The sequence below is a fragment of the Bacillus sp. Bwzl_19 genome (genome assembly GCF_054900515.1).
Window position 1 is genome coordinate 214,291 of the sequence record NZ_CM142729.1, and the last position, 13,369, is coordinate 227,659.

The following is a 13,369-nucleotide window of genomic DNA, read 5'->3' on the forward strand; positions in this document are numbered from 1 at the left end:
AGACACCTCTCTTAAAGGGGTGTCTTTTTCGGCTTGTCCGCGAGTGGTATACTGGATAAAAAAGCAGAACCGGGGGAAACATCGATGAGTCACTACCGTACGTTATTATTTGATATAGACAATACGCTGCTGGATTTTACCGCTTCAGAAACCGATGCTCTTCAAAAATTGTTTCAAGGTTCAAAGCTGGACCTGACGGCAGAGGTGGAGGCCCGTTATAAAGCGTTAAATCAAGGGTTGTGGAAGGCGTTTGAAGAGGGTGAAATGACCCGCGATGAAGTGGTGAATACAAGGTTTGCCCTTTTGTTTAAAGAATACGGCCTCGAAGCGGACGGCGTGCTGATGAATCAGACGTACCGCCAATACTTAGAAGAAGGGCACCAGATGATAGACGGAGCTTATGAGCTGATTGAAAGGCTGAGTCCTTCATTTGATTTATACATTGTGACAAACGGGGTGTCGCGATCACAATATAAGCGGCTGGGCGACTCCGGTCTGTATCCGTTTTTTAAAGATGTGTTTGTTTCTGAGGATACGGGTTTTCAAAAGCCGATGAAGGAATACTTTGATTATGTGTTTGCGAGAATTCCCGGTTTTTCTGCCGAACACGGGCTTATTATCGGCGATTCATTGAGCGCGGACATAAAAGGCGGTCAGATGGCGGGAATTGATACATGCTGGTTTAATCCCGGGAAGAAAGAAAATGAGTCCGGGATCATCCCGACGTATGAGATTCAATCGCTTGATGAGCTGTATGATGTATTGAAAGTAGAACGAAAAGCCGCCGCTCATCTGTAAGGAGAGGATTAGGATGAAGATTGCACATACGAAGTTACTGATCAGGGGTTTTGCGTTACTGTCCATCTTTCATACGATTCTTCAGCTTCCTTCCGGCCGGGGGGATCTGAAGGTTTTTTTGTCTGCACTCGTGGTGCTGCTGACGGCTAATGACTGTCTGCGGCCGATATATATGAAGAGACGGCCCGCCATATATCACGGATCTTTTCTTCTGAGCAACGTGATGGCAGGATTTCTGCTATACAATGTCTATTGTGCGGGAACGCAGGCCATAATGGTGCTTTTATTGGTGGAGGTCCTTATCACTGATCATCAGATTTCAGCTGTTTTGGTAACGGTGAACGCCGCCGCATTTGGCGGAGCTTTATATGCCGCCGGAGCGGGTGTCAGTGATATTGTGCTGCCATACTTCATCATGTTTGCGGTGATTTATTTATATCGGAAAAATCTGCAGGAGAAGTCGAAGGTTGAATTGCTGAACCGAGAGCTGAAGACGGCTAACGCCACATTGAAGGAATATTCGGACCGCATTGAGGAACTGGCCGTTACGAAAGAAAGAACAAGAATTGCGCAGGAGCTGCATGATTCGCTCGGTCATTATCTGGCTGCTCTGAAAATGAATTTGGAATTTGCCGGGAAGACAGCCGGGCATCAACTCATTCATAAGGCGCATGATCTTACGAAAGAGTCCATTTTGAAGCTACGCCAGGCGGTTACGCTGCTGCAGGGCTCTTTGTCGGGGCGGGAATTTGAACAAGCGCTCCGTGACATTTTCAGCCATTTTCAAGAGGCGGGAAGCATACGCTTCGAGCTTGAGATGGATGCAGCCATAGAGGCGGCACAGCCGGATGTGAAGCACTGTCTTTATCAATCCGTTCAGGAAACGATTACGAATGCGATGAAGCACGGACATGCTTCATATGTTTCCGTCCGGATTCAAAAAGACCGGAACATGATAGCGGCACATATTCATAATAACGGCTCAGCCTGCGGAACGATCATAAAATCAAACGGTCTGAAAGGAATTGAAAAAAGAGCGGCCGCACTTGGCGGAGAAGCCGTTTTCTCTTCCGGAAATGAAACGGGTTTTGACGTGAAAATAAGGATTCCGTGCAAGGAGGAATGATCAAGTGAATGTCATGATCGCAGACGATCAGTCTATTGTAAGAGAGGGGCTGAAAATGATCCTGAGCCTCCACGAAGGAATTGAAGTATCAGGAGAAGCTTCCTGCGGCGAAGAAGTTCTCAATCTGCTTCCGCAAACCGAAACTGATGTGATTTTGATGGATATCAGAATGCCCGGCATGGACGGAATCGAAGCGACAAAAGCGGTAAAAGACAGATATCCGTCTGTGAAAGTCATCATTCTGACAACGTTTGAAGATGGACACTATATTTTTGCCGGGCTGAAAAGCGGTGCTGACGGTTACATCTTGAAGGATGCTGATTCAGATGAAATTGTCGCCTCTCTTAAAGCCGTTTGTGAAGGGAATATGATGCTGAACCCCAAAGTCACGGTTCAAGTCGTAAAAGCGCTCAATCATATGGACATCCCTGCCGTGCAGGAGGAACCGAAATCAAATCTGACGGAGATTCTCACGCCGAGAGAGCTTGATGTGGCAAAGCACATTATGGAAGGCAAAAGCAATAAACGCATTGCCGCAGACTTGTTTCTGACTGAGGGCACCGTGAAGAACTATGTATCCAGAATCCTCGACAAACTTGAAGTCACAAACAGAACCGAGCTTACATTATATTTGCAAAAAATGATATAACCCCCGCTTCACCCTCCTCTCTTTTTCTCTTCAAACATATGACGAAAGTAATATCCATATCGAGTACGAAAGTGAATAGAAAACAAGAATTTCAAAGAGTAGAATAAGTGCAGACATGATACAAGGAGTGCTGCACGAATGCTCGAATTAACCGATTTGACAAAGAAGTACGGCGATTTCACCGCCGTCAATCATATATCGCTGCGCGTCGAAAAAGGGGAAATATTCGGCCTGCTGGGGCCGAACGGCGCCGGAAAATCAACAACGGTGTCAATGATCAGCACCGTGCTCTCACCGACGGGCGGAACAATCTGCATTGACGGAACACCATTACTGGAACAGCCTGCGGCCATAAAAAAAGTGATGGGTGTCGTCCCGCAGGAAATAGCCTTATATCAAGCGTTAAGCGCAAAGGATAATTTGGCTTTTTTCGGGAGTCTGTACGGACTTTCCGGTAAGGAGCTCTATAAACGGGTTGATGAAGTGCTGGACATCATCGAATTAAAGGAACAGCGCAGCCAAAGAGTGTCTGAATTTTCAGGCGGTATGAAAAGACGGGTGAATATCGGCGCTGCTCTAATGAATGAACCGAAACTATTCATTTTAGATGAACCGACCGTCGGAATTGATCCGCAATCCAGACACCATATTCTTGAAACCGTTAAGACGTTAAATCAAGAAAAAGGGATGACCGTCATCTACACGAGCCATTACATGGAAGAAGTCGAATATCTCTGTGAAAGAGCGGCGATCATGGATCACGGCTCAATCATTGCTTGCGGGACGAAAGACGAATTGAAACAGTCAGCAAAAGCCTCTGATACCCTGATTGTGAATACAGAGGATCTGAATGATGAGGCCGTTCAAAAAATCCGCCGCATTCCCGGTGTGTCTGAGGCTGCCGTCAGCCATCAGAATATTTCTATGCTCGTTTCTGCGGCAGATCGGAATATCCTTGATATTGCGGATGATATCAGAAAAACCGGTATCACCATCAAGGGCATTCATTTTGAGGAAGCGAATCTGGAAAGCATCTTCCTCCGGCTTACCGGCAAAACGCTGCGGGATTCATAGGGGGGCGTCATGAAAACATTATTCAGGCTGATTTTATTAGATTTTCGGTTATTGACCAGGGAAAAGTCTTTCTATATAAAACTGATTCTGTTTCCGGCGCTGATGATTTTTATTTTAGGAACAGTTTTTCACGGCGATTCGAAAGTGAAGTCATTCAAGACCGCGTTTTATAATGCGGATCACGCGGAGAGTTCTTTAGGAGACGCATTAAAGAATGACGTTCTGAAACAAAATGATCTTATCCGTGTAATAGACATAAGCAGTTATCAAGAAGGGAAACAGCTTGTCGAAAGCGGCAAAGTCTCCGTTTTTGTATACGTGCCGAAAGGGTTTGCAAAAGCGGCAGAAAACAATAAAAAAACAAGTATCAAAGTCATCTCAGACCAACAAGACTCTGTAAACGGAGACATTGTTGAAATGATGGCCGATTCGTTTGTTACCAGACTAAAAGCGGAAAACAGTGAGGAAAAAGCGGTGCTGAAGCAGTCGGGACATCTGTCAAAGAAGGATGTCAGCAGCATAATCAGCGGCCTTTCCAGTGAACATGAACAGGCTGTCACCATACCGAAACGGACGGCCGGCAATCAAGCGGCTCCGATTGATGCGATGCAGTATTATTCAATCGCGATGGTCGTCATGTTCTCCATCATGACCGCGTTTGCGCTCATTCACGGCATAGTGGAAGAAAGACAGCAGCACACGTTATTCAGAATCAAATCAATGCCTGTTTTACATATACAGTACGTGGGGGGCAAGCTTTTGGGAATCATGTTTGCCATCCTTGTGCAAATGGCTGCCGTCATCATCGTAAGCAGCATCTTGTATCAGGTAAAATGGGGCAACTTATTTGAGATATTGCTGGTTACGATCGTTTATTCTTTTGCGATCGGCAGTATTGTGCTTCTGTGGGGGGTTACTGCAAAAAACCACGAGACCGTCTCAAGCATGGCGGCTCCCATTTTGTATGGATTCAGTTTTTTAGGCGGAAGCTTTATCACAAAGGAAAGCCTGCCTGACAGTTTGAAAATCGTGCAGGAGCTGATACCGAACGGGAAAGCCATAAACAGCTATGTAAGTGTCACCCAGCATGCAGGTCTGAGCGGTATTTCGGCGGATTTGGCAGAGCTTTTTGCCATCGGCGCTGTGTTTTTATGTTTGACCATATGGGTGTTTAAGCGGAAGGAGGCTGTTTCATGACGCAGCTGTTATTCATGATCAGACATCAGCTGAAACTGATGCTGCAAAATCGGGCCGCCATCTTTGCGACGATTTCCGTTCCGCTCCTCCTGACTTATTTCTTTTCCTTTTCTGCGGATGACAGTCAGCAGAGGGAAGTATATGTGGCTGATGCGGATCAGAGTGTCTTCTCGGGACAATTTATGAAAATGATTCAGACAGCCGGCCATGTAAAAGTCACGAAGGTAACGGAGGACGTTTTAAAGACAAAAGTCAATCATCAGGATATTTCCTTCGGATTGCTGATTGGCTCTCATTTTGAAGAGACATTATTTTCCAGAGACGAATTGAATGTTTCATTTATTCAGAATGAAGAAAAGGGTGATGCTGTTTTGACAGAGCAGCTGATTGCCCAGCAGGCGGGAACCCTGAAAAAAATAGTCCGCGATGCAAAGGTGATGTCCCGGACGCTGCACTCTGACGGGAAGCAGTCGGCGTCTGATCTGCTGAAGGATATTCAGGACCGTTCTGCCGTCACAGTTGACCGCCATCACGTTTATGCAGGCGGACAAGCGGCCGGCAGGCTCATCGGTTTTTTAGTGATGTTTATTTGGTTCGTTGCGGTCCAAAGCTTGCGGTCATTTATAGATGAACAAGAAAATCATACATATGCAAGATTGCTGAGTACGCCCGTTTCCTATACGGCATATGCCATCTCTAAGTTTGCGGCGGCGTATCTTTTCGGACTTCTGCATATTATAGTGATTCTCGCTGCGGGAAAATTCATGCTGCATATCCGTTTTGCCGATCACGTTCTTGCTGCGGGAGCGGTGCTTGCGGCCTGCTCATTTGCGCTCACTTCTGTAACGATGGCGGTAATACCGTTTATGAAAAGCCAAAAGCAATTCACATCGCTTGCTTCCGTATTTATAGCTGTCACGGGTTTATTGGGAGGGGCCTTCTTCACTTTAGATTCGGCTCCGGAGTACATGCGGACGTTGTCTTTGTTTACGCCTGAAAAATGGGCGATCGGCGCGTTTCAAAACAATGGGGGCAGCAGCACGCAGATTGCGCCGCTGAGCCTGTTTCTTGCTGCCGGCGCAGTGTTTCTGGCCTTGTCACTTTATTTGATAAGCCGGAATATGAAAAAACACGGTTAGGAGGATGACTGCTTTGTATATGGCAGAAGTAATCGGAATAATAGAAATGCTCGCGGGAGCCGCAATGAACGTATGGATCGGCAAACTGGGAAAAACCTTTTTCGGTAAAGATGACAGAAGTTCAAGGATCGTGTTAAGAATCTGCGGCATCTTTCTCATTATCAATGGTGCTTCCAGAGCGTTTCATATCTAGTTCACAAAGTTTTCCGGACTATTCACCTAAATGTAATCTTTTTCCTTGTAAATCATGTAAAATAGTAAGTGTTCTATGAAAATATGATAAAGGGAGGAAGAAACATGAAAAAGAGAATCGTTATGTTATTTGCCGCGGCTGCCGCTGTTTTAATGCTGGTAAGCGGATTGTGGGCCCCGTCAGCGTCTGCGGCGCCGGCTCCTGCTTTAACACAAATCCGTATTATCGGAGTGACCTCTGACGGACAGAATTATCAATGGGAAAATATCGGGCCGAACCAAATCAGCGCATCAAAACCGATGAAGGGCACTACGGGTTATTTAGCGGTATACTTCCAAGGGTATCCGAACAATAACACGATTCAGGCGTTTAACAACGGGACGAATATTACAAATCTTACGTCAAAAGCGCTGGAAGATGAATATACGAAAAACGGCAATATCATTACAGGCTACATTAAATATTACAGCGTTCCTCTTTCTTATGTCAGTTCAGGAACGTTCTCTTTCTCCGCAACGGGGCTGAATGGGCCGTATACACCGTTAAGCAGCGGATTTTTCTCTATTCAGGTACAGAATTAAAACAAACGCCCGGTGTGCAGATGCCGGGCTTTTATGTATAGTTTTTCTCTCTTTCCGGGAAGCTATTCTTAAAGAAGAGGGAGGGCTTACATGATGGACAAGACACTCGGGTATTTGCGCGAGTCGCTTTCAAACCATTTGGAGCATGACGTTTGCCGCGGGATTTATAAAAAGCTGCAGGTGAAGCATTATGCAAATGAAGGTGAGTTTGTGAAAGATCTTAATGATCTGGAAATGGATGCGTTAAATCAGGTGCTTGAGAAGGAAATCAAATATGCTGAGAACGAGCAGGATGAGAAGCGCACAATGGAATTGAATGAAGTATATGAGCTTCTGTTTTAAAAAGCCTCCCGGCTGACGGGGGCTTTTTTTTATTGTTTGGAAACAGTTTACAGTATCATCCAAATCTTTGTATAATGGATAGTTGTGACAAAAACAGACGGAGGAGAAAAATGAACGAAATAAAAAAACAGACGGTACTTGAATTGTCATCAGTTGAGAAAGCTTTGGTTTTTCTGGTGCCGCCATTAGTGGGGCTGGTCATCGGATGGTTTCTGCCGGTCATTGCGAAATGGGCCGTTTCATTGGATTGGCTGCCATTTCAGGGGCCGCTTGGAATCATCGCTTCTTTTCACGGATGGAAGGCTGCGGCTGTGACCGCCGTTATCGGTTTATTCGGAGGGATCTGGCTGACGAGGGCTGCTTTTAAAGAAAGTCTTGTGGCAGTCGTAACGGATAGAGAGGTGTCCTTAACCATACATAATGAAGAAAGCGTGTTTTCAAAAGACAGCATTTCCGGTGTGTTTACGGATCAAAAGCAGCTTGTTTTATTGGGGGCTGAAGGGCAGGAGCTTTTTCGGGAAAAGCTTGAGCCGGCCGTTGAAAAAGCAGCTGATGCATTTCGCGGGCATGGGTATGTCTGGCTGGGGACGGAAGATCCTTTTAAAGATGAATACAAACGGTGGGTGCCGGACATGCCGGATTTGGAGCCGGGGGCCAATGCTCTTTTAAAAGCGAGACAAAAAGCGCTGAAACAGGATGAGAAGGCTGATGCGAAAGAACTGAAAGCTGAAATCTCCAAACTGGGCATTACCGTGCGGGATCAAGGGTCACGCCAATATTGGCGGATCTATAAAACGCCGTCTGCATAAAAAAAGCTGCCGCCGTTTTATACGGCCGGGCAGCTTGGAAACAGATTATTTCTTCTTGTCATCATAGTATTGAACCGGGTACATGGAGCCTTCGGATACCATTTTGTTATCTTCAATATCTTCGGGATGCGGGTTGCCTGCTTTATTGACGGGAAATGATTCAATATCGTGCTTCCCGGAAAGCGATGTTTTCATATTGCGGATAAAGCTCTTCACCTTTTGGCGGTTTGATTTATCTTTGAGCAGATAGGAAGTCACTCCGACAGTCGACACGGCAAGTCCTGAAATGAGCAGTTTTTGTTTCATAATAAAAACTCCTTTCTATTTCTGGCTTGCAGTATTTATTCCCGCTTGGCGGCTGTTTAAACATCGAAGGGGAATTTTGGCTTTCCGCTTTAATGCGATAAAGATTGACAAATCTATTTTCAGAATAATATTATAAATATATGATAGTGCTGAAGTCATATTTTATGTGAAAGGTGTTAACTTTATGAATCAATTACATCGCAGAATGGGAACGTTTGCACTCATGATGGTCGGGCTTGGGTCGATGATTGGCTCCGGCTGGTTATTCGGGGCATGGCGGGCTGCTCAGATTGCGGGACCTGCCGCCATTATTTCCTGGATTATTGGTATGATCGTTATTCTGTTTATCGCACTTTCTTACAGTGAATTGGGTTCAATGTTCCCGGAAGCCGGGGGAATGGTTAAATACACTCAATATTCTCATGGGTCATTTATTGGATTTATTGCAGGGTGGGCAAACTGGATTGCGATTGTTTCCGTTATTCCGGTGGAAGCGGTGGCATCTGTTCAATATATGAGTTCATGGCCGTGGGACTGGGCCAAATGGACAAGCAATCTTGTTCACAACGGCACACTTACGGGAGAGGGGCTCGGCTTTGCATCTGTATTGCTGATTATTTACTTTTTACTGAATTATTGGACAGTTAACTTATTTTCGAAGGCGAATTCATTGATTACCATCTTTAAAATCATTATTCCGGGGCTGACAATCGGGGCTTTGCTGTTTACCGGTTTTCACGGCGGAAACTTCACATCAGGGGCAAGCATTGCGCCGAACGGCTGGGCGAGCGTGCTGACGGCGGTGGCCACATCAGGTATCGTGTTTGCGTTTAACGGGTTTCAAAGCCCGATTAACATGGCCGGAGAAGCAAAAAATCCCAGCAAATCGATTCCGATTGCGGTTGTCGGTTCGTTATTGGTCGCAACCGTCATTTACGTCCTGCTGCAAATCGCGTTTATCGGTGCGGTTGAACCTTCAATGATCGTTCACGGCTGGAGTCACCTGAACTTTAACTCTCCATTTGCCGATTTGGCGATCGCGTTGAATATTAACTGGCTTGTCATTATCCTTTATGCGGATGCGTTCGTATCTCCGTCAGGAACAGGTATCACCTATACCGCTACGACGTCCCGCATGATTTACGGCATGGAAAAAAATAAGTATATGCCGAGCATTTTCGGAAAGCTTCATCCGCTGTACGGCGTGCCGCGCCAAGCGATGATTTTTAATCTGATCGTATCGTTTATCTTTCTGTTTTTATTCAGAGGATGGGGTGTGCTTGCTGAAATCATTTCCGTTGCGACACTGATTTCTTATATCACGGGTCCTGTGACCGTTATGACGCTGCGGCGGACGGCTGCGGATTTGTACCGGCCTCTCCGTCTGAAAGGCCTCAGCGTGGTTGCTCCGCTCGGCTTCGTATTCGCGTCTCTCGTGCTGTATTGGGCGCGCTGGCCGTTAACGGGGCAGGTGCTGTTTATCATTTTGATCGGCCTTCCGATTTACTTCTACTACCAAGCGAAAGCGAAGTGGAAAGGATTCCGCCGAAACTTTAAAGGCGGCGTTTGGATGGTTGTCTATCTGCTCAGCATGATGGTCATTTCATGGCTCGGAAGTGAAAAATTCGGCGGTCTGGACATCATTCCGTACGGATGGGATATGGGACTGATCGCAATCGTTGCCCTTGTTTTCTATACGTGGGCGCTTAAGAGCGGATACCAAACGGAGTATTTGAAAGACGCAAAGCAATCAACGATCAATTAAAAGGCGGACAGGCGGAAGCCGCTGCCGGAAAAGAATAATGATTATGCAAACCTTGCGGTAAACGTCCCGCAAGGTTTTTTATCGGGCAAAAAACATGGATGCGGCATCATCTCCGAACCCATGTGGCTCGATACAGGCGTGTCGATGAATGAGCAAGCCTAACGACAGAACAATCAAGACCAGTATTCTTTTTTCTCATGATTTCTCTGCCTTATCAATAACTGTTGTGAAAAATGACACTCTATCATTTGGCAGCTAATTCAATACTTAATACTTTCGATCTGAAAAGTATGAAGCCGGGAAAAAATCCCGTTAAATAGATCGACAAAATTTGAAAACCAAGCAAAATTCACTTATTTTGACGAGTCTGAAATTTTATTGTTAGAATTAAACAGGTATGGTAAAAATTAAAATATACTCCTATCAGAGATCTTGAAAAAATGATTAACAATGCCCATGTTTCTGAATATGACTTTTTTATGATTAAGAAAAACAAAGAAGTAGGGAGTGATTAGATACATTTTTTAAATGGCTAGACAGCAGAGTGTGTATACATAAGGGAAATTAAATTCACAAAGGAGAATAATAATGGATGAGCTAGATCTTGCTTTTGGTATTTTACCGCTTTCTATTATCGTCTTATCGATTATATTCACTTATATTTTCAAAAAGGTGTATATAATGCCGCTTGTCAGTATAGTTGTTTCAGTCATATTAATGTTCACTGTTTTTAATCTATCCTTCTGGGGATGGGTTGTTGTCTATGGTTTAATATCAATAGTATTATCATATATGACAAATAGTATAAGAAAGAAAATAGATAATAGAAATAAATAATTATATCCTTTAATGCAAACCTTGCGGTAAACGTCCCACAAGGTTTTTTATCGGGCAAAAAAACATGGGTTCGGCATCATCTCCGAACCCATGCGGCTTCATTATTTATATTCTTTTTTGACCTTTTGGAATATATCCGCATAGTTGGTAAACACACCGGTTACGCCCCAATTCAGCAGACGGCGCATGTCCGCTTCGCTGTTTACGGTGTAAGGGTGCAGCAGCAGTCCGTGGCTGCGTATGTTCCGGACGTTTTGAGCGTTCAGCGCTTTGTAATCCGGCCCGATTCCGACGGCATATGTTTTGATGTCCGTTAAATCTGCGTCAGTCATTGAAGTCAGCTGTTCCGCTTCAAGCAATTGGACGGCGGGAAGTTTCGGATCAAGCTTTTTGATTTTCAGAAGGCTGTCCTTACTGAAAGACTGAATGATGACTTGTCCGGGTTTCGCATGCTTTCCTGCCAACTTGTACTTTTTCAGTGAAGCGATCAGCTTTTCTTCCATACCCGGATACGTTTCAGGCGCCTTTGTTTCAATATAATAGTTTGCATGTCTGCCGAATCGTTTTAACACGTCATCAAGTGTGGGTACACGAAGTCCCGCGTATTGCGGTTTTGCTTTTTCCGGATAGGCCTTATTGAACCAAGAGCCGGCGTCGAGCTTTTGAATCTCGGCTAATGTATGATCTTTCACCCAGCCGTGTCCGTTTGTGGTGCGGTCCAGTTTTTCGTCATGCATGACGATCAGCTTGCCGTCTTTTGTCATTTGTAAATCCAATTCAATATAGTCAGCCTTCATTTTTTGCGCAGTTTCATAAGAAAGGATCGTGTGCTCCGGCACATATCCCGAAGCACCTCGATGGGCAATGGTCAATATTCTGTCAGGAGACAAGAGATTTCCTTTCCCCGCTGCTGATACAGGCGTGACGATGAATGACAATAAACCGAATGAAAGCAAAACCAAAGCAAACAACTTATGTTTCCGCATGTTTTCTTCCCCCTTAAAAAAATTAATATCTGTCTCTAGCGTAGAAGATAGTTGTAAATCCTGTACTGCAAAAATATTAATCTTTTATGTTGTTTTCTTACGCATGCTCCGCCCGTTTGCCTGTATTCCACGTCATTGCCAAGAAGACGATGGACAGCAAGCATGAGGTGACAAGCATGATAAAGCCTCCGTTCCAGTCAAAGCGGTCTACGACATAACCCATGATGGCGTTGGCGAAAGCGGAGCCTCCGATGTAGCCGAAAAACCCGGTTAAGCCGGCTGCCGTTCCCGCCGCTTTTTTAGGAGCAAGGTCAATAGCCTGAAGCCCGATAAGCATGACAGGTCCATAGATTAAGAACCCGATGCTGATAAGCGCGATATTATCGACGAGCGGATGACCGGCAGGGTTAAGCCAATAAACCAATACAGCGATAAATACACCGGCCATGAACAGTACGCCTGCAGGTGCGCGGCGGCTTTTGAAAAACCGGTCGCTGATCCAGCCGCACAAAATCGTTCCCGGAATTCCCGCGTATTCATAAAGGAAATAAGACCATCTGGAATCTTCAGGAGAGAATCCTTTCGCTTCCGTCAAATAGGTCGGCGCCCAGTCAACAACACCGTACCGCACGAAGTAAACAAACACATTGGCAAATGCGATATACCACAGAAATTTATTATTCAGCACGTATTTAAACAGAATTTCTTTGGTCGTCATCTCTTTTTCCTGGTCTTTAAACGCATGTTTCGGATAGTCATTCCGGTATTCCTCAATCGGCGGAAGCCCGCATGATTGCGGAGTGTCCCGAACGAGAAGAACAATCACAAATGAAATGACAATGGCTATGATGGCCGGAAAGAAAAACACGCTTTTCCAAGTAACAAACATAGCGATGCCGAGTGTCACGAGCGGGGCGAGAATACCTCCGCCTATGTTATGGGCGACATTCCAAATCGACATTTTCGTACCGCGTTCACTGATGGAAAACCAATGAGCCATCGTCCGTCCGCAAGGCGGCCAGCCCATTCCTTGAAACCACCCGTTAATAAACATAAAAATGAACATAATCGTCACACTTGAAGTGACCCATGGCATGGAAACAAATAAAATGTTTACGACACCTGACAAAAACAGACCTGTCGCAAGGAAATATCTCGGGTTGCAGCGGTCAGACACCATCCCCATAATAAATTTGCTGAAGCCGTAAGCGATTGATACGGCCGCAAGCACCAAGCCAAGTTCTCCTTTTGAAAATCCTTGTTCCTGATGATAAGGAATGGCGAAGGCAAAGTTTTTGCGAAGCAAATAATACCCGGCATATCCGATGAAAATCCCTAAAAATACTTGCAGCCTGAGCCGTTTATAGGCCGCATCCGTCTTTGAATCATCCAATCTCTCAATATGCGGAGCCGGCTTGAACAATTGAAACATCATATCCTCCCCTTTGCTGAACGTCTATCATGATGTATGTATGACTCCTTTCCTTGAAAATGACAAAAAGAACCAGAAATCACCCTCGTAAAAGGGCGGGTTTTTCTGGCTCTCCTCATCTCCATCCAAAAATTA

General features: G+C 45.2%; 14 protein-coding genes and 1 pseudogene. 12 read left to right on the forward strand and 3 right to left on the reverse strand.

Features of this window, described 5'->3' with window-relative positions:
* The first annotated feature begins 84 nt into the window (after window positions 1-84).
* From ACW5MY_RS01210 to ACW5MY_RS01255, 10 genes are all read left to right on the forward strand, one after another.
* Window positions 85-798: a YjjG family noncanonical pyrimidine nucleotidase gene (locus ACW5MY_RS01210; RefSeq protein ID WP_013350865.1), complete on the forward strand. Its 714-nt coding sequence runs from the start codon at window positions 85-87 to the stop codon at window positions 796-798.
* Between the two features lie 13 nt (window positions 799-811).
* Complete coding sequence (locus ACW5MY_RS01215; RefSeq protein WP_013350866.1) at window positions 812-1,924, forward strand: sensor histidine kinase; 1,113 nt, start codon at window positions 812-814, stop codon at window positions 1,922-1,924.
* A gap of 4 nt (window positions 1,925-1,928) precedes the next feature.
* Window positions 1,929-2,573, forward strand: coding sequence for a response regulator transcription factor (locus ACW5MY_RS01220; RefSeq protein WP_013350867.1), 645 nt, complete (start codon window positions 1,929-1,931; stop codon window positions 2,571-2,573).
* A 138-nt stretch (window positions 2,574-2,711) separates the two neighbouring features.
* Window positions 2,712-3,647, forward strand: coding sequence for an ABC transporter ATP-binding protein (locus ACW5MY_RS01225; RefSeq protein WP_289394113.1), 936 nt, complete (start codon window positions 2,712-2,714; stop codon window positions 3,645-3,647).
* Between the two features lie 9 nt (window positions 3,648-3,656).
* Window positions 3,657-4,844, forward strand: a complete 1,188-nt coding sequence (locus ACW5MY_RS01230; RefSeq protein WP_289394114.1) for an ABC transporter permease — start codon at window positions 3,657-3,659, stop codon at window positions 4,842-4,844.
* Window positions 4,841-5,983 carry an ABC transporter permease gene (locus ACW5MY_RS01235; RefSeq protein WP_013350870.1) on the forward strand — a complete coding sequence of 381 codons (1,143 nt, stop codon included), beginning with the start codon at window positions 4,841-4,843 and terminating at the stop codon, window positions 5,981-5,983. Before ACW5MY_RS01230 ends, ACW5MY_RS01235 begins: the two co-directional genes overlap by 4 nt.
* Window positions 5,984-5,996: 13 nt before the next feature.
* A complete protein-coding gene (locus ACW5MY_RS01240) occupies window positions 5,997-6,176 on the forward strand; it encodes a hypothetical protein (protein WP_013350871.1) in 180 nt (59 codons plus the stop codon).
* Window positions 6,177-6,280: 104 nt separating this feature from the next.
* Window positions 6,281-6,757: a DUF4879 domain-containing protein gene (locus ACW5MY_RS01245; protein ID WP_014469659.1), complete on the forward strand. Its 477-nt coding sequence runs from the start codon at window positions 6,281-6,283 to the stop codon at window positions 6,755-6,757.
* 93 nt (window positions 6,758-6,850) lie between these two features.
* The gene (locus tag ACW5MY_RS01250) at window positions 6,851-7,099 is read left to right on the forward strand and encodes a sigma-G-dependent sporulation-specific acid-soluble spore protein CsgA (RefSeq protein ID WP_041481694.1); all 249 of its coding nucleotides are present in this window, start codon (window positions 6,851-6,853) and stop codon (window positions 7,097-7,099) included.
* Window positions 7,100-7,209: 110 nt separating this feature from the next.
* Window positions 7,210-7,908 (forward strand): YqeB family protein, encoded by a 699-nt coding sequence (locus tag ACW5MY_RS01255; protein ID WP_013350874.1) that lies wholly within the window; start codon window positions 7,210-7,212, stop codon window positions 7,906-7,908.
* 45 nt (window positions 7,909-7,953) lie between these two features.
* Here the strand turns inward: ACW5MY_RS01255 and ACW5MY_RS01260 are convergent, their stop codons facing one another.
* Window positions 7,954-8,214 (reverse strand): hypothetical protein, encoded by a 261-nt coding sequence (locus ACW5MY_RS01260; RefSeq protein WP_013350875.1) that lies wholly within the window; start codon window positions 8,212-8,214, stop codon window positions 7,954-7,956.
* 184 nt (window positions 8,215-8,398) lie between these two features.
* Between ACW5MY_RS01260 and ACW5MY_RS01265 the strand changes: the two are divergent.
* Both ACW5MY_RS01265 and ACW5MY_RS01270 read left to right on the forward strand, forming a co-directional pair.
* A pseudogene (locus tag ACW5MY_RS01265) lies at window positions 8,399-10,017 on the forward strand (APC family permease).
* Between the two features lie 550 nt (window positions 10,018-10,567).
* Window positions 10,568-10,816 (forward strand): DUF2651 family protein, encoded by a 249-nt coding sequence (locus ACW5MY_RS01270; protein ID WP_041481587.1) that lies wholly within the window; start codon window positions 10,568-10,570, stop codon window positions 10,814-10,816.
* A gap of 101 nt (window positions 10,817-10,917) precedes the next feature.
* Here ACW5MY_RS01270 and ACW5MY_RS01275 read toward each other — a convergent pair whose 3' ends face one another.
* Complete coding sequence (locus ACW5MY_RS01275; RefSeq protein ID WP_013350877.1) at window positions 10,918-11,802, reverse strand: glycerophosphodiester phosphodiesterase; 885 nt, start codon at window positions 11,800-11,802, stop codon at window positions 10,918-10,920.
* Window positions 11,803-11,899: 97 nt separating this feature from the next.
* The gene (glpT, locus tag ACW5MY_RS01280; RefSeq protein ID WP_013350878.1) at window positions 11,900-13,234 is read right to left on the reverse strand and encodes a glycerol-3-phosphate transporter; all 1,335 of its coding nucleotides are present in this window, start codon (window positions 13,232-13,234) and stop codon (window positions 11,900-11,902) included.
* Window positions 13,235-13,369 lie beyond the last annotated feature (135 nt).